The 19,172-nt window shown below is 71.9% G+C and carries 14 protein-coding genes; 9 read left to right on the top strand and 5 right to left on the bottom strand.

Features of this window, described 5'->3' with window-relative positions; genetic code table 11:
• Window positions 1-49: 49 nt before the first annotated feature.
• From ACIRFH_RS25500 to ACIRFH_RS25490, 3 genes are all read left to right on the top strand, one after another.
• A complete protein-coding gene (locus ACIRFH_RS25500; RefSeq protein ID WP_403525085.1) occupies window positions 50-901 on the top strand; it encodes a carbohydrate ABC transporter permease in 852 nt (283 codons plus the stop codon).
• Complete coding sequence (locus tag ACIRFH_RS25495; RefSeq protein WP_403525082.1) at window positions 898-1,809, top strand: carbohydrate ABC transporter permease; 912 nt, start codon at window positions 898-900, stop codon at window positions 1,807-1,809. The genes ACIRFH_RS25500 and ACIRFH_RS25495 overlap by 4 nt, the downstream gene beginning before the upstream one ends.
• Before the next feature lie 78 nt (window positions 1,810-1,887).
• Window positions 1,888-4,248: a glycoside hydrolase family 3 N-terminal domain-containing protein gene (locus ACIRFH_RS25490; RefSeq protein WP_403525079.1), complete on the top strand. Its 2,361-nt coding sequence runs from the start codon at window positions 1,888-1,890 to the stop codon at window positions 4,246-4,248.
• Between the two features lie 58 nt (window positions 4,249-4,306).
• Here the strand turns inward: ACIRFH_RS25490 and ACIRFH_RS25485 are convergent, their stop codons facing one another.
• Both ACIRFH_RS25485 and ACIRFH_RS25480 read right to left on the bottom strand, forming a co-directional pair.
• The gene (locus tag ACIRFH_RS25485; RefSeq protein ID WP_403525076.1) at window positions 4,307-5,341 is read right to left on the bottom strand and encodes a LacI family DNA-binding transcriptional regulator; all 1,035 of its coding nucleotides are present in this window, start codon (window positions 5,339-5,341) and stop codon (window positions 4,307-4,309) included.
• A gap of 98 nt (window positions 5,342-5,439) precedes the next feature.
• On the bottom strand, window positions 5,440-7,563 hold the full coding sequence (locus ACIRFH_RS25480) for an RICIN domain-containing protein (RefSeq protein ID WP_403525134.1): 2,124 nt from the start codon (window positions 7,561-7,563) through the stop codon (window positions 5,440-5,442).
• A 470-nt stretch (window positions 7,564-8,033) separates the two neighbouring features.
• Here ACIRFH_RS25480 and ACIRFH_RS25475 point away from each other — a divergent pair, with 470 nt between their 5' ends.
• Complete coding sequence (locus tag ACIRFH_RS25475) at window positions 8,034-11,780, top strand: family 78 glycoside hydrolase catalytic domain (protein ID WP_403525073.1); 3,747 nt, start codon at window positions 8,034-8,036, stop codon at window positions 11,778-11,780.
• A gap of 314 nt (window positions 11,781-12,094) precedes the next feature.
• Window positions 12,095-12,940: a DUF4344 domain-containing metallopeptidase gene (locus tag ACIRFH_RS25470; protein ID WP_403525070.1), complete on the top strand. Its 846-nt coding sequence runs from the start codon at window positions 12,095-12,097 to the stop codon at window positions 12,938-12,940.
• Window positions 12,941-13,086: 146 nt separating this feature from the next.
• On the opposite strand, the gene ACIRFH_RS25465 is transcribed toward ACIRFH_RS25470, so the two are convergent.
• Window positions 13,087-14,043, bottom strand: a complete 957-nt coding sequence (locus tag ACIRFH_RS25465; RefSeq protein ID WP_403525067.1) for a GlxA family transcriptional regulator — start codon at window positions 14,041-14,043, stop codon at window positions 13,087-13,089.
• A gap of 113 nt (window positions 14,044-14,156) precedes the next feature.
• Here ACIRFH_RS25465 and ACIRFH_RS25460 point away from each other — a divergent pair, with 113 nt between their 5' ends.
• Window positions 14,157-15,089 (top strand): NADP-dependent oxidoreductase, encoded by a 933-nt coding sequence (locus ACIRFH_RS25460; RefSeq protein ID WP_403525131.1) that lies wholly within the window; start codon window positions 14,157-14,159, stop codon window positions 15,087-15,089.
• Between the two features lie 63 nt (window positions 15,090-15,152).
• Complete coding sequence (locus ACIRFH_RS25455; RefSeq protein WP_403525064.1) at window positions 15,153-15,830, top strand: alpha/beta fold hydrolase; 678 nt, start codon at window positions 15,153-15,155, stop codon at window positions 15,828-15,830.
• Window positions 15,831-15,849: 19 nt separating this feature from the next.
• Here the strand turns inward: ACIRFH_RS25455 and ACIRFH_RS25450 are convergent, their stop codons facing one another.
• Entirely contained in the window at window positions 15,850-16,158 is a 309-nt protein-coding gene (locus tag ACIRFH_RS25450; protein ID WP_403525061.1) for a hypothetical protein, read from the bottom strand.
• Window positions 16,159-16,221: 63 nt separating this feature from the next.
• Window positions 16,222-16,710, bottom strand: a complete 489-nt coding sequence (locus tag ACIRFH_RS25445) for a DUF5994 family protein (RefSeq protein ID WP_403525058.1) — start codon at window positions 16,708-16,710, stop codon at window positions 16,222-16,224.
• Between the two features lie 433 nt (window positions 16,711-17,143).
• Between ACIRFH_RS25445 and ACIRFH_RS25440 the strand changes: the two genes are divergently transcribed.
• The gene (locus ACIRFH_RS25440) at window positions 17,144-17,347 is read left to right on the top strand and encodes a cold-shock protein (protein WP_030039020.1); all 204 of its coding nucleotides are present in this window, start codon (window positions 17,144-17,146) and stop codon (window positions 17,345-17,347) included.
• Between the two features lie 212 nt (window positions 17,348-17,559).
• Complete coding sequence (locus tag ACIRFH_RS25435) at window positions 17,560-19,017, top strand: DEAD/DEAH box helicase (protein ID WP_403525055.1); 1,458 nt, start codon at window positions 17,560-17,562, stop codon at window positions 19,015-19,017.
• Window positions 19,018-19,172: the final 155 nt, after the last annotated feature.

Here is a 19,172-nt window from a genome sequence, read left to right as displayed (position 1 = left end):
GCGGCCGCGCGCGGCGCGCGGGGGGAGGCGCGGTCTCGGCGGACTGCTCATGGCCGCCCCCGCCCTGATCCTGTTCGGCCTGTTCGGCCTGGTCCCGCTCGGCGGCGTCCTGGTGCTCAGCCTCACCAGCTGGGACGGCCTGGGCTCCATCGGCTGGAACGGCTCCGGCAACTGGAGCGCCGTCCTGACCGACGGAACCACCTGGCAGGCGCTGTGGCTCACCGTCAAGGTGATGCTGGTCAGCTGGGTGGTGCAGACACCGCTCGCCCTGGCACTCGGTCTCTTCCAGGCCCCCCGCGGACGGACGCGCGCGTTCCTCGCCGTGCTGTGGTTCCTCCCGCTCCTGCTGTCCGCGGTGGCGATCGGCCTGGCCTGGCAGGCACTGCTCGACCCGTCCTTCGGCATCGGCTCCACCCCCGGACTGGACTGGCTGGCCCGCCCGCTGCTCGGCTCTCCCGAACTGGCCCTCTACACGGTGATCTTCGTGATCGCCTGGCAGTTCGTGCCGTTCCACGCTCTGCTGTACCAGGCCGGGATCCGGCAGATCCCCGTGTCCCTCTACGAGGCCGCCGCCATCGACGGCGCCGGCCCGGTGACCCGGCTGCTGCGGATCACGCTGCCGCAGCTGAAGTACACCTTCGTCACGTCGAGCACGCTCATGCTGGTGGGCTCGCTGACCTACTTCGACCTGATCTTCGTCCTGTCGGGCGGCACCGGCGGCCCGGGCGACGCGACCCGCGTGCTGCCCCTGGCCATGTACATCACGGGCTTCCAGGCGCACGACATGGGCCGGGCCAGCGCGCTCGCCACCCTCCTCGTGGTGTTCGGCCTCGCGCTGTCGCTGCTCACCACCCGCCTGTCCGGCTTCACCCGGATGGACAGCCAGCAGGAGGGCCTGTGACCACCACCATGACCAAGGCACGCGGCATCCGCGGACCGCAGCACGCCGTGCGCGCCCCGGCACCGGCCGTCACCCGCCCGCGGCGCCCCCGCACCCCACTGCGCCGCGTGCTCTCCGGCGCCGCCGCACTGGTGTGGACCGCACTCGTCGTCGTCCCCGTGTACTGGCTGGTCGTCACCAGCCTGCGCACCCGCACGGACTTCACCACCGACAGCCCGCTGGCCCCGCCGGGCCACCCGACCCTCGACAACTACCGCACCGTCCTCGACGGCGACTTCACGACCTACCTGCTCAACAGCGTCGTCGTCACCGTCGCGACCGTCGCCCTCACCGTGGTCGCCGCCCTGATGGCCGCGTTCTGCATCGTCCGCTACACCAACCCCTGGTCCCGACTGTCCTTCCGGCTGTACCTGCTGGGCCTGGCCATCCCGCTGCAGGCGGTCATCATCCCGGTCTACCTGCTGATCATCCGCATGCAGATGTACGACAGCCTGCTCGCGATCGTGCTGCCGTCGGCGGCGTTCGCGCTCCCGGTCACGGTGATGATCCTCGTCAGCTTCCTGCGGGACATCCCCCGCTCGCTGTTCGAGGCGATGATCGTCGACGGTGCCGGCGACTGGCGCATGCTGTTCTCGCTCGCCGCGCCGATGGCCCGCCCCGCCCTGATGACGGTCGCCGTGTACGACGCGCTCCAGGTGTGGAACGGCTTCCTGTTCCCGCTGATCCTCACCCAGAGCGGCGACAAGGCCGTGCTGCCGCTCGCCCTGACCCTCTACCGGGGCCAGTTCGGCATCGACGTGCCCGCGACCATGGCCGCGGTCGTCCTGTCCACCCTTCCCATGCTGGTGGTGTTCGTCCTGGCCAGGCGGCAGCTGGTCGCCGGACTGACCGCCGGATTCTCCAAGTAACGCATCCCGACGCAGCCACGGCCGGGCCGCCCCGCCCGGCCCGCCTCGGCATGCCCGCAATCCCACGAGGAGTCGTGAATGACGACCACCACCCCGGACCGCGACCTGGCGGGTGCCCCGCACACGGACGACGACCGGCCCTGGACCGATCCCGCCCGGCCCGCGGAGGAACGGGCGGAGGCGCTGCTCGCCCGCCTCACCCTGGAGGAGAAGGCCGCCCAGCTGAGCAGCGCCTGGGAGGACGTGGAGCCCGCCGGCCCCGAGGTCGCGCCCGGCACCAGTCTCTTCGCCCCCGTCGGTCCGCTCGCCGAGACCGCCCGCGACGGCCTGGGCCAGCTCACCCGGCCCTACGGCACCGTGCCCCGCCCCGCCCTGGAGCACGCCCGCCTCCTGGCGGAACGCCAGCGGCAGATCATGGCGCAGAACCGCTTCGGCATCCCGGCCATGGCCCACGACGAGTGCCTGACCGGCTTCACCGCCTACGGCGCCACGATCTACCCCACATCCCTGGCCATGGCCGCCACCTTCGACCCGGACCTGATCCGCCGGGTCGGCGCGGCCATCGGCGCCGACATGGCCGAGGCCGGCGTCCACCAGGGCCTCGCCCCCGTCGTCGACGTCATCCGCGACTACCGCTGGGGCCGCTGCGAGGAGACGTACGGCGAAGACCCCTACCTCGTCGGCGAGATGGGCGAGGCCTACGTCCGCGGTCTGCAGGGGGCGGGCGTGTACGCCACCCTGAAGCACTTCGCCGGCTACTCGGCCTCCATGGGCGGACGCAACCACGCACCCGCCCAGATCGGTCCCCGTGAGCTGGCCGACGTGATCCTGCCCCCCTTCGAACGGTGCGTCGCCGCGGGCGTCGGCTCCGTCATGAACTCCTACGCCGAGATCGACGGCGAGGCGCCCGCCGCCAGCACCCGGCTGCTGACCACCGTCCTGCGCGAGCAGTGGGGCTTCGAGGGCACCGTCGTCTCCGACTACTGGTCGCTGCCCTTCCTGGCCACCGCGCACCGGGTGGCGTCCGACTTCACGGACGCCGGGGCGGTGTCCCTCCGGGCGGGGATGGACGTCGAGCTGCCCGACCAGCGCGGCTTCGGCACGGCCCTCGTCGAGGCCGTGCGCGACGGACGGGTCGACGAGGCCGACGTCGACCGGGCGGTGCGCCGGGTCCTGCGGCAGAAGGCCGCGCTCGGTCTCCTCGACGCGGACTGGAACCCCGAGCCGCCGGCGCTGCGCGCGGGCGAACTCGACCTGGACAAGCCGGAGAGCCGCGCGCTCGCCCACGCCGTCGCCCGGGCGAGTGCCGTGCTGCTGTCGAACGACGGTGCCCTGCCGTTGCCGTCCGCGGGCCGGATCGCCCTGATCGGCCCCTGCGCCGACGACGTCCGCACGATGTTCGGCTGCTACAGCTTCCCCAACCACGTCCTCTCCGACCGCGACGACCTCGGCAACGGTGTCGGCGTGGTGTCGCTGCGAACGGCCCTCGCCGCCGAACTACCCGCGGTCGACTGGGAGTTCGTCCAGGGCTGCCCGATCCGGGAGGAGGACCGGGAGGGCATTCCCGCGGCCGTGGCGGCGAGCGCGGCGGCCGATGTCACCGTGCTGGTCGTCGGCGACAAGCCCGGCATGTTCGGCATCGGCACCTCCGGCGAGGGCTGCGACGTGGAGGACCTGCGCCTGCCGGGCGTCCAGGAGGAACTCGTCGAGGCGGTCCTGGCCGCCGGCACGCCGGTCGTACTGGTGGTCAACAGCGGCCGCCCGTACGCGGTGGGACGGTTCGCGTCCGACGCGGCGGCCATGGTCCAGGTGTTCCTGCCGGGCGAGGAGGGCGGTCGTGCGGTCGCCGAACTCCTCGCAGGAGCAGCTGACTTCAGCGGCAAGCTGCCCGTGCAGATCCCGAACTCGCCCGCGGGCCAGCCGTACACCTACCTGCATCCGCCGCTGGGCGACCGGCAGAGCTTCCTGTCCAACCTCGACCCCACGCCCGCCTTCCCCTTCGGGCACGGACTGTCGTACACGACGTACGAGATCGACGGACTGTCCGTGGACCGCAGCGAGGTGCCGACCGACGGACGGTTCACGGCCGGCGTGCGCGTACGGAACACCGGTTCCCTCCCCGGCGTCGAGACGGTCCAGCTGTACTTCACCGACCCCCTCGCCCAGGTCACGCGGCCGGTGCGGGCCCTGCTGGCCTTCGCCAAGGTCCGCCTGGAGCCGGGGGAGGAGGCGACGGTCCGCTTCGACGTCCACACCGACCGCCTGGCGTTCACGGGGCGGGCCGGCCACCGGATCGTCGAGCCCGGCGAGATCCTGCTGTACGCCGGATCGTCCAGCACCGACACTCCGGCCGAGGCGGTGGTGCACCTGGTGGGGGACGAACGGAAGGTGCCGGTCGTACGCCGGCACCGGGTGCCGGCGGCCGTCGAACGCGGCTGACCCCGCGAGGACGGGCGGCCGGCACCCCGCGGGGTGCCGGCCGCCCGTCCTCGCGGGGTCACGCGTCGCCGCGGCGCGCGGCCGTCGACGTCCTGAGCACGAGTTCCGTCGTCAGTTCGATGCGCGGCGACGCGGGCGGGCGGCCGTCGGCCACCTGGAGCAGCACGCGCGTGGCCTCACGCCCCAGTTCCTCGAACGGCTGGCGGACCGCGCTCAGCGGCGGACTGGCCATGGCCGCCACCAGGGTGTCGTCGAACGACATCACCGACACGTCGTCCGGCACCCGCAGCCCCTGCTGCCGGGCCGCCTCCAGCACCCCCAGCGCCTGGGCGTCACTGGCCGCGAACACGGCCGTCGGCGGCTCCTTCGCGGCCAGCAGGCGCAGCGTGGCCGCCAGCGACTCCTCGTAGTCGAAGTCCGTGGAACAGACGAGCGCCGGATCGTAGCCGATCCCGGCCTCCTCCAGAGCGGCCCGGTATCCGTGCAGACGGGCCGCCCCGGCCAGCGAGTGGGAGCGGCCGGCGACCATGCCGATCCGGGTGTGACCGAGGCCGATCAGATACTGCACCGCGTCCTTGGCCCCGCTCCAGTTCGTCACCCCGATGCTGGGGATCTCGGGGGACGGGGCGCTCAGCGGGTCCACCAGCACGACCGGCATCCGCTCCTCGACGATCCGCCGCTGGTCCTCCTCCGCCAGCATCGAGATCACGACGATCAGCCCCACCGCGCCCAGCGCCCCGCACTCCTTCAGCCACTGCGAGACGGGCCGGTCGCCGGTGGTGCCGGTCACCACGTGCACGCCGAGTTCACCGGCCGCGTCCACGATCCCGCGGACCACCTCCAGGGTGTAGGGACCCGACAGGTCGCGGAACACCGCGATGATCACCCGCGGCGTCTCCGGATCGGGCTCCCACGGGCGTACGTACCCGTGCCGGGCCAGCAACTCCTCGACCCGGGTCCTGGTCGCCGCCCCCACGTCACGGCGCCGGTGCACCACCTTCGACACGGTGCTGAGCGAAACCCCCGCCTCCTGGGCGATGTTCGTCAGCAGTCCGTACTGCGCCCGAAGCTGTCCCTTGTCGTGAACAGTCACTGTCCTGCCTTCTTCGCCGGCCCCGCACCTGGCGTTCCGCCGTCAGCCAACAGCAGCGGACCCCGGCGGACAAGTCCGCGGAGCCCGCTGCGAGGGGACTAGTTCCGGCTCCACCCCTGGGTGGCGTTGCCGAGCGCCGTCCAGAGCTGGACGGGCGAACCGTTGGCCGTTCTCCAGCCGCTGACGTCGATCGCGAGACCGTTGGAACGGTTGATCACCGACCCGTCCAGCCGGAACCACCACTTCTGGCTCGACCTGCCGTTGCAGGTCCACAGGACGAGCGCGGTCCCGGGGGCGGTGCCGTCACCGGCGGCGGCGAGACACCTGCCCGCCACCCGCAGCTCCCCGGCGACGGTCCGCGTGATGGTCTGGTTGGCGTTGCCGGTGCAGTCCCAGATCCGCGCCTGCACCCCCGTCCGCCCGTCCGGCACGTCCAGGCAGCGCCCGGCGTTGCTGCCCTTCAGCGTGAAGGACGCGTCCGTGGGCAGGGGTTCGCGCACCAGGCGCCACTCCTGCGTGTCGTCCGCGGACGCGTCGGCGGAGGCGTCGATCGCCGTCCGCACGTCGACGGCCGCGCCGGCACTCGCGCCGGTCATGTAGAGACCGTCGTTCCCGGCCGAGCGGAGCCTGTGGTAGCCGTCGCTCGTGGGAACGAGCGTCCACTGCTTGTCGGTGGCGCCGTCGTCGACCCACTGCGTGAGCTTCGCCCCGGCCGCCGCGGTGCCGCCCCAGATCCCGGCGGCGCGGCCCCCGGCCTTGTTGAGCAGCGTCACCCTGCCACCCTTGTCCATGAGGTGCCAGCGCTGTGTGTCGTCGGCCGGCGACACGGGGCTCGTCACCAGGTCGGGGGCGTTCCCGGTGAGGTCGGCGTCCTGCGTCCTGCCGTCCAGGGGGCTGAGCGCCTGACCGGTGCGCCTGTTGACGAGCGTGTAGTAGGCGCCGTCGGACCGCCCGAGGTCGACCTCGCCGTACGTCACGGGGCCGATGCTTCCACCGACCCACGCGGCCTGCAGGATCAGCACCCGTCCGGTGCCCTCGACGTACTGGAGGCTGCGGCTGTAGCCGGCGGGAACCGGCGTCCGGTACTCCTTCCAGGTGCCGGTGCTCCTGCCGGACTCGTTCACCCACACGTTGCCGCTCCGGGCGGCGTTGTAGACGATCCGGCCGTCGGGGAGCGCCGAGAGCACGGGGCTGCCGCCGGTCGCGAGCCCGGTGCCCCCGGACGGGACGGGCAGCGCACCGACCGCGTCGTCACGGGCCGCGTAGAACGCCAGCGGATCGTCGCCCATCCGGTAGCGGACGTCCGGACCCCCGCCCCAGTACTCGTACGTCATGAGCCACTTGCCGTCGGTGGTCGGGGCGATGGTCGTCATGCCGGGGCGCCCGCCGCCGATCAGCGACGTGCCGTCGACCGACACCGCCTTGCCGGGCACGTCGACCACCGGTGCGCTCCACGACGTGCTGGTGCCGTCCCAGGTCCGGTGCACGAGGACCTGGTGGTTCGGGTCCGCCGCCGTGTCGTTGTCCGGGGCGAGGGCCGGCACCCCGGTGGCGGGGTCGAATCCGGTGTACTCGTTCTCGTCGGAGTAGTGGGCGACGAGCTTGCCGCCCCGGGCGTACAGATGGGGCTCCCAGACGGGGTCCTGCTGCTTGTGGGTGTTGGCGGCCGAGCGGTTCGCACCGCCGCCGCCCTGCCAGCCGCCGGCGGCGATGATGTTCTCGACGCTCCAGGTCGCACCGTCGTCGGTGCTGGCGTACAGGGCGATCGACACGTCCTCGCGGTCGCCGTCGCCGGAGGGCTGCCAGTTCGGGTCGGCGGCCCTGCGCTCCCGGTAGTAGTGGTCGTCGCCGGAGACGACGCTGGCCAGCAGCAGGGTGCCGGCCCTCAGACGCCCCACGTCATGGGGGAGCACGTAGAGGTAGGGATTGGTCCAGTTGCTCGTGTACTCGGCGTACCGCGGGTCGCCGGACAGGTGGGCGGGCGCCTTGACGTCGGTGAGCTTCTGCCAGGTCGTGCCGTGGTCGTCGCTCTTGTACAGGGGCATGGTCTGCCCGACCGGGTCGCCCTGGCTGTTCTCGAACGCCGCCACGATCCGGCCGCTCGGCAACTGCGCAGACTTCGGATAGAGCACGCAGGGGCGCTTGTTGCAGGCCGGGTTCTGCGCCACGTACAGGGGGGAGGGGACCGGCTGGTAGGCCGACGCGGTCGGTGCGAGGGCCATCGAGAGGGCCGCGGCGACGCCTGCGGCTGTCGCCGCCGCGAAAGTCTTCCGTATCACGTTCGGGTTCAAAGCGGCTCCTGCGTGCACGGGGGATCGCCCTGCGGGGCGAGGCGGGGGAGTACACCAGTCGGGCGGAGGCGACGGTGCACCTCCGGGGCGTGCGCTGGTTGCTGGAAAGTATCCGGACGTGACATCGGTGTGTCACCGGTCGGTCGGCGAAAGTGTTTCGGACCCCGCCTCTCGGCACGCGGGAGCGACGGCGCTCGAATCAAGATCGTTTTGAAACGATTGAACCACGGGAAAACCGGGAGCTTCACCATCCGGAAGCAGCAAGTACCCGTTGAGATCCCAGTCGTGCGGGATCCATTGACCCCCCGACCCTCAGCTCCTATGGTTGCGCCACTCCGCAAGGGTGAAACGTTCTAATCCCGTATGTCACCCACACCTCCTTGGCTGTTCGAGGGAGACACATGGCATCCCGCACTTTTCCGCCAGGACCCCCGAGGACCGGGCCGACGGGGCGACTGCTCGCATCGGTCGCCGGGCTCGCGATGCTGATCGGTCTGCTGATGACACCGACGTCCGCCACCGCCGCACGGGCCACCGCACCCCTCGTGAGCGGGCTGACCACGAACGGCCGCGTCGACCCGCTCGGCATCCCGGGCCAGGACCCGGTCTTCGGCTGGAAGACGGCGTCGACCCGCCGTGGCGTCACCCAGTCCGCCTACGAGATCACGGTCGGCTCCTCGCCGAACGCCGCCGACGTGTGGCGCTCGGGCCGCGTCACCTCCTCCGCGCAGGTGAACGTCGCCTACGGCGGCCCGGACCTCAGATCGGGCACCCGGTACCACTGGCGCGTCCGGGTCTGGGACGACAAGGGCGCCGCGAGCGCGTGGAGCGCACCGGCCTGGTTCGAGACGGGGCTGCTCACGGCGGCCGACTGGGGCGCGGCATCCTGGATCGGCAAACCCGCTCCCTCATACGAGAGTTGGAGAGACTATGCGGTGACGCTGGACTTCAGGCTCCACAACACCGCCTTCGGCACCTTCCTGCGCGCCCAGGGACCCGACAACGCCTACATGTGGCAGATCAACGTGGGCACCTCGGCTTCGGCCGTGCCTCAACTGGCACCGCACCGCCGGGTGAACGGCACGTACACCAAGCTCGCGGCGATCGACCTGCGGCCGTTCGGTTTCACGCGCGACGCACTGCTCGACGGCACGCACAAGGTGACCTACACCCTGTCCGGAGACACCGTCAGCACCACCCTCGACGGCGTGGTCGTCGACACCCGCACGGTGACGGACTTCGACCACGGGAAGGCGGGGCTGCGCACCTACGGCTCGGAGGCGGCCACCGTCACCTCGCTGAAGGTCACCGGCCCCGACGGCACCGTCCTCGCCGACCCCGACTTCCGCGGCAACCCCTTCGACGGCGGGACGCTCGGCAATCGGCAGGTCACCGTGACGGGCGACACCGACGCCCTCCTCGTCCTGCCCCAGGACCGTGCGCCGCTGCTGCGCACCGATTTCGCCACCACCGCGGGCAAGACCGTCAAGAGCGCCCGGATCTACGCCTCCGCCCACGGCGTCTACGAACTGTCCCTCAACGGCCGCAAGGTCGGCGACCAGTTCCTGGCACCGGGCTACACCGAGTACGCCCGGCGCATCCAGTCGCAGACCTACGACGTCACGAGGCTGGTCCGGGCCGGCGGCAACGGCTTCGGCGCCAGGCTCGGCGACGGCTGGTGGGCCGGGAAGATCGGCCTCGCGGGCAAGGGGCAGTACGGCAGGGACCTGGCGCTGGTCGCACGGCTGAAGATCACCTACAGCGACGGCAGCACCCAGTGGGTGGACACCGGCAACCGCTGGACGTGGGCCCCGGGACCGTTCGTGACGACGGACAACCAACTCGGCGAGACCTACGACGCGCGTCACGAGCAGCCGGGCTGGGACCTCACCGGCTTCGACGACGCCCACTGGCAGCCGGTCGTCGTCCGCCCCTCCGACACCGCCAAGCTGTCACCGCAGCCCGACGAACCGGTGCGCGCGACCCAGGTCCTCGACACCGTCGCCGTCACCCGGCCGGGCGGCGACGCGACCGTGTACGACCTCGGACAGAACATGGTGGGCGTACCCCGGATCAGGATCACCGGCAAGGCGGGGGAGACCGTACGGATCCGGCACGCCGAGGTGCTCGAGCGGGACGGCACGATGTACACGGCGAACCTGCGCGCCGCCCTCGCCACCGACCACTACACCTTCGCCGCCGACGGCACCGTCACCTACCAGCCGACCTTCACCCAGCACGGTTTCCGGTACATCGAGGTCACCGGCCTGAGCCAGGCTCCCGCCGCGGCCGACGTGAAGGGAGTGGTCCTCGGTTCCGACCTGCCCGGTACCGGAAGCCTGCAGACCTCCGACGCGATGCTGAACAAGCTCGTCAGCAACGTCTCCTGGGGAGCGCGGGGCAACTTCCTGTCCATCCCCACCGACACCCCCGCCCGTGACGAGCGGCTGGGCTGGACCGGCGACATCGGCATCTTCGGACCCACCGCGAGCTACCTCAGCGACACCCGCGCCTTCCTCGGCAAGTGGATGCTCGACGTGCGCGACGAGCAGAAGAGCAGCGGATCGATCCCGGCGGTCGTCCCGTCCACCAACGGCGCCTTCGACGCCAGCGGCGTCGGCTGGGAGGACGCCGTCGTCACGGTGCCCTACGCGGTGTACCGGGCCTACGGCGACACCCGGATCGTCCAGGACAACTACGCCGCGATGAAGAAGTTCTTCGACCACGCCCGTGCCAGTGCCGGCGCCGACCTGCTGGAGACCGGCCGCACCACGTTCTTCACCGGCGACTGGCTGCACCTCGACGACCCCTCCGACCAGGGCGTGCTCGGCACGGCCGTCTGGGCACAGGACGTGCGGATGATGGCCGAGATGGCACGCGCCGTCGGCCGCGACGCCGAGGCGGCCGAGTACGCCGGCCTCCACCAGGACGTGCGGCGCGCCTTCACGGACGCCTATGTGGCCGCGGACGGCACGGTGGCCGGCGACTCGCAGACCGGGTACGCCCTCGCCCTCGGCATGGACCTGATCACCGACGAGGCGCTGCGGGCGAAGGCCGGCCGGAAGTTCGTCGCCAAGCTGGCCCGGACGGACAACCACCTGCGGACCGGTTTCATCGGCACCCCGTGGCTGCTGCCCGCCCTGTCCCGCATCGGCCGCGACGACCTCGCCTACGCGCTCCTGCTGAAGGAGGACTATCCGTCGTGGGGGTACGAGATCAGGAACGGTGCCACCACGATCTGGGAGCGCTGGAACTCCATCCAGCCCGACGGGTCCTTCGGCCCGGTGGACATGAACTCCTTCAACCACTACGCCTACGGGGCGGTCGCCGACTGGATGCACCAGAACATCGGCGGCATCCGCATCGACGCCCCGGGCTACCGCAGCAGTGTCGTCGAACCGCACATCGGCGGCGGCCTGACGACCGGCACGGGCAGCATCGAGACCGTCTACGGCCGTCTGTCGAACGCCTGGAAGGTCGCTGACGGCACCCTGACGATGAACGTCACCGTGCCGGTCAACACCACGGCGCGGGTCGTCGTCCCCTCCGACCACCGGTACGCCGTCACGGAGTCCGGCGAGCCGCTCGGCTCGGCGGCTGGCGTCCGGTCGGTGTCCTATGACACGGCCAAGCAGGCGACCGTGGTGACGGTGGGGTCCGGCACCTACGCCTTCACGGTGCCGGCGGTCTCCGTACCTCCGGCGGAGCCCGTCCTCGACCACGTCGACTTCGGCGAGCAGACCTCCGAGAAGACGCACTCCGTCACGGGCTCCGGGACGAGCGGCACCGGAATCGAGGCGGGCTTCTCCCGCCGCTACAGCGACAACAACACGCCGGGCTCCTGGTACTCGGCCCGGATCACGGTGCCCGCGGGCAAGCCGTTCCTGCTGCGCGCCCGCGAGACCTGGAACACCGAGGGCGTCAAGGACTACGACGTGTACGTCGACGACACACTGGTCAGACACGTGCGCCAGGCCCGTGCCGCGGCCGGCCGGGGGACCTCCCGGTACGAGATCCTCGTGGACCAGCAGGAAGCGATCGACAACGACGGCACGGTGACGGTCAGGTTCGTCTACCCGGCCACCCACGCGCCCCGCGAGTTCTACGACGCGTCCCTGGCCGACCTGTGGGTGCTCCCCTTCGGCTGACGCGACGCGGTCGCCCGCCGGGTGGCCGGCTGCTGCCCCGCCCGGACCGGTCCACGGGTCCGGGCGGGGCCTCGTCGCGACCCCGTGCGTCCCGGTCCGCCCCACTCTCCGGCCGCGTCGGAGACGCCGCCCCGGCCGCTGGGGCCGAGGACGTCGACGCTCGGGCGGGCACGCGTCCAGGAACTGTTCGGCCGTCCCGGTCAGGTGGCCCCGGGCGCCGTGCTGCGCATGGCCCCGGCCACCACCGGCGCGGCACCGGGGGCCGAGGGCGGTGCCCTCACCTCCCTCACTCCCTGACGTAGGAAGATGCACCGGTGACCAGTCGCGGCGAGGTGCGGGGGAGCGGGTGGGCGATGCGGTCGGCGGGCCGGGTGGGTGCGTGCCTCGGATGGCTGGTGCCGATGGCGGCCGCGGGTGTCTCCGGCTGCCAGAAGCCGGATCCCTCCCGTACCGGGACGGAGGGCTCGGGCATCGTGATCCACTACGGGACGCCGGCGGACTCCGACCGGGAGGGCGCCGCGTTCCTGCGCGGGCGGAAGGTGGCCGAGGAGGCCACGTCGGCGATCGGCGCCCTGGTCGACGTGGACCGGCCGATGTCCGTCGGCGTGGTCTCGTGCGACGGCGAAGGGTCCTCCTGCGATCCCGAGGCCACCCGCGTGAAGGTCTGCTACGACGAAGTCTCCGGAACACGGGAGCTTTTCCGGCGGACCGGGCCCCGGCGGTCGGACGACGCCGTGGCGGCCGTCATGCTGGAAACGCTGTTCCACGAGATGGCGCACGCCCTCGTGGACGTCCTCGAACTGCCCGTGCACGGACGGGAAGAGGATGCCGCCGACCAGTTCGCCGCCCTGATGCTGTTGCGCAAGGGCGCCGTCGGCGAACAGCAGGTGCTCGCGGCCGCCGAGGCGTGGCAGCTGTCCGAGGCCACGAACGAGGATGCCGACGAAGGGCCCGGCACGCACTCCTCGGACGGTCGGCGTGCGGCCGATCACCGCTGTTACGTCTACGGTGCCGCTTCCGGCCGCCACCGGGGCCTGGTGGGCCCGGACACCCTGCCCGACGAGCGGGCGAAGGGATGTGCCGAGGAGTGGAACGCCGCACGCGCCTCGTGGATGACGGCGCTCGCGTCACACCTGCGGGACGGCTGGACCCTCCCCTGATCGAGGAGGAGCCCGGAACCGTGTCGTCGTCGAGGGCCCGGAGGACCGCGGTGTACCGGAGGAGGGCCACCGCGAGCACGAGCGGGGAGCCTCACCACGTGGAGCAGCCGGCCGGGTGAACCCTTCAGCGACCGCGGATGAACCCTTCAGCGACCGCGGAACGCCTGCCGGTACGCCGTGGGCGGGACGCCGAGCGTGAGGGAGAGGTGCCGGCGCATCGAGGCGGCGGTGCCGAAGCCGGCGTGGACGGCGACCTGGTCCACGGACAGGTCGGTGGTCTCCAGCAGGCGCCGTGCGTGCTCGACCCGCTGCTGGGTGAGCCACTGGCCGGGCGGCATGCCCACCTCCTCGCCGAACCGCCGGCAGAACGTCCGCACGCTCATCCGGGCGTGCTCGGCCAACTCGGCCAGAACGAGCGGCCGGTGGAGGTTCCGAAGAGCCCACTCACGGGTGGCGGCCGTGGTGGCGGCGGCGGGCTCCGGCACCGGACGGTCGATGTACTGGGCCTGGCCGCCCTCGCGCCACGGCGGTACCACGCACAGGCGGGCCACCCGGTTGGCGACCTCGCTGCCGTGGTCGCGGCGCACCAGGTGCAGGCAGACGTCGACCCCGGCCGCGACTCCGGCGGCCGTGAGTACCTGGCCGTTGTCGACGAACAGCACGTTCGCATCGACCTCCACCCGCGGGAAGGTGCGCTGGAAGTGGTCGGCCTCATTCCAGTGCGTGGTGGCGGGGCGGCCGTCCAGCAGGCCCGCGGCGGCGAGGACGTAGGAGGCGGTGCAGATCGACAGGACGCGGGCACGGGCCGGCAGGAGCGCGAGAGCGCGGGCCAGTTCGTCGGGCAGCCAGGCACGGTCGTCGTCGGGGCCGCACGTGAACGGCGGCACGACCAGGGTGTCGGCCGTGGCGAGCACCTCGCCGCCGTGGGCCACGGCGATGGTGAAGTCGGCACTGGTGATGACCGGGCGGCCGTCCAGGCTGCAGGTCACGACCTCGTACAGCGGCCGTCCGTCGCGCCCGGCGGCCGTACCGAAGATCCGTACCGGAATGCTCAGTTCGAAGGGGTAGACGCCTTCGAGGGCCAGGACCACGACACGGTGCATGGCAAGATCTTCTCAGATCGTGGCAATCATGCCACTCGTTTCCCCGGGCGGGAGACGAGAACCTTGATCCGAGCGGGCCGGACGAACGGCCCACGGACACAGGGGGAATGACGATGCGCGCGATCGCCCAGGACGGCTTCGGCGGGCCAGAGGTACTGAAGGTCGTCGAGGTGGAACGCCCGGAGCCCGGCCCGGCCGAGGTGCTGGTGCGGGTGCACGCGGCCGGGGTCAACCCGACCGACTCCTGGCACCGCTCCTCCGGCGGACTGGCCGGCGCCGTGGTCCGGCTCGGCTGGGACGTCTCGGGCGTGGTGGAGGCGGTCGGACCCGGAGTCACCACGGTGGCACCGGGCGACGAGGTCTTCGGGCTGCCGCGCCACCCGCTCCCCGCCGGCACGTACGCCGACTACGTCACCTCCCCGGCCAGGCACCTGGTCCGCAAGCCCGCCGGCCTCACCCACGTCCAGGCCGCCGCGTTGCCGCTGGCCGGGCTCACGGCCTGGCAGGCCCTGGTCGACGTCGCCGACGTGCGTCCGGGGCAGCGGGTGCTGATCCACGCGGCGGCGGGCGGTGTCGGCCACCTCGCCGTGCAGATCGCGAAGGCCCGCGGAGCCCATGTGACCGGCACCGCCCGTACGGCCAAGCACGACTTCCTGCGCGGCCTCGGCGCGGACGAACTGGTCGACTACACCGAAGCCGACTTCGAGACGGCCGTGGACCCCGTGGACGTGGTCGTCGACACGATCGGCGGCGACTACGGTCCACGCTCGCTGCGCGCCCTGCGCCGCGGCGGCACCCTCGTCTCCCTCGCCTCCCCCGCCGAGGCCCACCTGGCCGAGGAGGCACGCCCCCTCGGACTCCGCGCCGCCTTCATGATCGTCGAAGCCGACCAGGCCGGCCTGCGCGAGATCGCGGCCCTGGCCGAGGCCGGTCTGCTCCGCCCCGAGATCGACACGGTGCTGCCGCTCGAACTGGCGGCGAAGGCGCACGAACTCGGCGACAGCCGTCGGACCACCGGCAAGATAATCCTCTCCCTGACCGCCTGACCGCCTGACCGCCTGACCGCCTGACCGTCTGACCGTCTGACCAACAGCCAAAGGATCAGCCCGATGACCACCTTCGTCCTCGTACCCGGCGCCTGGCACGGTGCATGGACCTTCGAACCGCTCGCCCGCCGCCTCCGCACCCACGGCCACCACGCCTACCCGCTGACCCTCACCGGCGTGGGGGACCGCAGACACCTGCTGACCGCCTCCGTCAACCTCGACACCCACATCGCCGACGTGGTGAACCTGATGACGGACGAGGAGATCACGGACGCCGTTCTGGTCGGGCACAGCTACGGCGGCATGGTCATCACCGGCGCGGCGGACCGCGTCCCCGAGCGGGTCTCCGGCCTCGTGTACGTCGACGCGGTGGTTCCCGAGGACGGCGACTCCTGCTGGTCCCTGGTGACCGACCAGGAACGCGGCTGGTACCTCGACGGGGCGGGCGAGACGGGGTACACCAGCGCGCCGCTCCCGTTCTTCGACCCCCGGGCCACGCCGCACCCCCTGGCCTCCCTGCTCCAGAACGTCCGCCTGGAGGGCGGACTCGACCGCTATCGCAGCAGGGACTACGTGTACGCCACCGGCTGGGACGGGCAGTCGCCCTTCACCGCGCTCCACGAACGGCTGCGGGACGACCCCGCATGGCGCACCCACGCCCTGGCCTCGGGCCACAACGTCATGCGGGACGCCCCCGACGAGCTGCTGAAGGTACTGCTGGGCGCCGCTCAGGACCGCTGAGTCCCGGACAGCACCACCGTCAGGGCCCGTTCCCGCCGGCGGGCAGCCCGTTCTGCTCCCGGTCCCTCCGTTCCTCCTGCTCCTCCATCAGCCGGATGCCCTCATGGGTCAGCAGGACCGTGGCCGGGGTGCGGTGCGAGGTCCAGTCCACGCTGATCAGGCCCTCGTCGGCCAGGTAGGCGCAGGCCGCGGAGAGATCCTCGTCCGGCAGACCCACCTCGCCGCGGAGCGCCGCCCCGCTCACCTCGGGGTGGTTGCGTTCGACGGCCCCGTACAGGACGCGCAGGACCGCCTTCCGGTTGTTCTTGCGTTCATGGAGTCTCGTCATGACGGTCGTCTCCGGCGGGTAAGCACCACCGGCGCGGTCGCTGCCCGACGCGCCGGACCATGGTCACAGGCCGGGCCCCCGGGGCCGGTCCGCGGCGCTGTCGAGCAGGATCTGCCGGGCCTGCTTGGGGTTGTCGGTGTGGACCGCTTCGGCCATCGCCGACCGTGCCGCGTCCACGGGCGTCTTCGGCGGTACCACGAGCAGGGCGAAGAGGTCCTGGTCGCCGCGGGTCACGAGCGCGGTGTCGTCACCCACCGGGAAGGAGTCGATGCGTACGACCCGGCCGTCGACGGTGATCCGGGTCGGCAGGTCGTCCCAGGCCGCTCTGTCCAGGCCGATGCGGGTGATCGGTCCGAGGCGCTCGGTCAGTGCGGTGATCAGGCCGGGCAGTTCGGCGGCGGCGTCCCTGGAACGGGGCCACCACGCGCCGTCGAGGACGCCCTGACGCTCGTGGGTGGTGGTGAGCCGCAGGAGTGCGGTTCCGCGGTCGACGGATTCGTGCACGCCGTCCGCGAGGAGTCCTGCCCCGGACGGAAGAGAGAAGTCGGGCATCGCGCTCACCTGCCTGTTCGGACGGCGGCAGGCCGCTGGTCCGGGCGGTGCCTGTGGGGTGGAGCGGCTGCCGTGCAGGGCGTCGCGCTTCCGCGCCGTCCTCCTCTCCACGCTACTCCTGACCTGTGCCGACACGGCGTGCTCAGCACCGCGGAGTGTGGTGCTTCGCGGCCTGCGGGTTCCGGGCGCCATTTTATCTGTACCCGCGGGGTGAGAATTTCACGGTAACTCGCGGGTGGTTTCTTGCGGAAATGGGCGGAGCGGAATTATTCCCCGCCCCCGGATCGCCACAACGTGCTACTGTCGTTCTCGGTTGCAGTTGTGGTTCCCGAATGCTTTTCAGTACCGGTCTTTTCCGGGCGGGGTGATCATCGCGGCGACACGGCGTCCGTGCAGTGCGGACGCCGACGCACAGCCTCCAAGGAGACAAGACATGGCTACTGGCACCGTGAAGTGGTTCAACGCGGAAAAGGGATTCGGCTTCATCGAGCAGGACGGTGGCGGCGCCGATGTGTTCGCCCACTACTCGAACATCGCCGCCCAGGGCTTCCGTGAGCTGCTCGAAGGCCAGAAGGTGAGCTTCGACATCGCGCAGGGGCAGAAGGGCCCGACGGCCGAGAACATCGTCCTCGCCTGACGCCGGCGCACACTTCGTAGCTGGGGCCCGCATCCTTCGGGGTGCGGGCCCCAGCTGCGTGCACTTTCCGCAGTTCTGTCTGCGGGGCGGCTGCGGCAATCCGCGGATCTACGCACACGTATTCCCGTTCCATTCGGCCTGTTCACGCAATTCTCCGTGCGTACCCCGCTGCGGGAATTCTTTGATATGTGCCGCATCGAGGAAGGCTCCGCATGAACGACCGCGCACGCACGAACGGCCACTTCACCCGCGCCCGGAACAGCACCGCCGCCCGTTCCGGCGGCCCGTTCCGGCCGGCCGGACACCACCGGCGCCCCGCCGCGGTGCAGGGCGAGTTCGCCCTCCCGCAGACGGTCACCCCCGCGCTGCCCGCCGCGGCGAGCTTCGCCGACCTCGCCATGCCCGCGGAGCTGCTGGCCGAGCTCGGCGCGCAGGGCCTCACCGTTCCGTTCCCGATCCAGGGCGCGACCCTGCCGAACTCCCTCGCCGGCCGTGACGTCCTCGGCCGGGGGCGCACCGGCTCCGGCAAGACCCTGGCCTTCGGACTGGCCCTGCTGGCCCGTACCGCCGGACAGCGCGCCGAGGCCCGTCAGCCGCTGGGACTGGTCCTCGTACCGACGCGGGAGCTGGCGCAGCAGGTCACCGACGCGCTCACCCCGTACGCCCGCTCGGTGAGGCTGCGGCTGACCACGGTCGTCGGAGGAATGCCGATCGGCAGACAGGCCGGCGCGCTGCGCGGCGGCGTCGAGATCCTCATCGCCACCCCCGGACGCCTCAAGGACCTCATCGAGCGCGGCGACTGTCGGCTGGACCGGGTCGCCGTCACCGTCCTCGACGAAGCGGACCAGATGGCCGACATGGGCTTCATGCCGCAGGTCACCGAACTGCTCGACCAGGTACGCCCCGACGGCCAGCGCATGCTGTTCTCCGCCACCCTCGATCGCAACGTCGACCTGCTCGTACGCCGCTACCTGAGCGACCCCGTCGTGCACTCGGTCGATCCGTCGGCCGGCGCCGTCACGACGATGGAGCACCACGTGCTCCACGTCCACGGCGCCGACAAGCACGCGGCCACCACCGAGATCGCCGCACGCGAAGGCCGGGTCATCATGTTCCTGGACACCAAGCACGCCGTCGACCGCCTCACCGAGCACCTCCTCGACAGCGGGGTCCGGGCCGCCGCCCTGCACGGGGGCAAGTCGCAGCCGCAGCGCACCCGGACGCTGACGCAGTTCAAGGACGGGCACGTCAGCGTGCTGGTGGCGACCAACGTCGCGGCGCGCGGCATCCACGTCGACAGCCTCGACCTCGTCGTCAACGTCGACCCGCCGACCGACCACAAGGACTACCTCCACCGCGGCGGCCGCACCGCCCGCGCCGGCGAGTCCGGCAGCGTCGTCACCCTGGTCACGCCGGGCCAGCGCCGCGCCGTGTCCCGCCTCATGGCAGCGGCCGGCATCGTCCCGCAGACCACCCAGGTCCGCGCCGGCGCCGAAGCCCTGCACCGCATCACCGGCGCCCAGGCCCCCTCCGGTATCCCGGTCGTCATCACCGCACCGGTGGTCGAACGCCCCAAGAAGCGCGGCGCCACCTCACGCGGCCGGCGCCGTCCCGTCGCGGCGACCCGGCACGCACCCGCACGGCGCCCCGTCACCGACGCGGCAGCCTAGTGCCGCAACAGGCGACGTCCGCCCCGTCGCGACGCCCGGCACGCCCCCCCGGAGGGGGTGCCCCCACTCGCCGCACCGGCCGAAAGCCCGAGTACGTCCAGTGCGAGGGCTTCCGGCCGGGGGACCCCCGGAGCACGCACCGGACGCCGCTCCTC

The organism is Streptomyces sp. NPDC093586, assembly GCF_044764905.1.
GTDB lineage: Bacteria > Actinomycetota > Actinomycetes > Streptomycetales > Streptomycetaceae > Streptomyces.
This window is presented reverse-complemented; position numbering and strand designations above follow the sequence as displayed.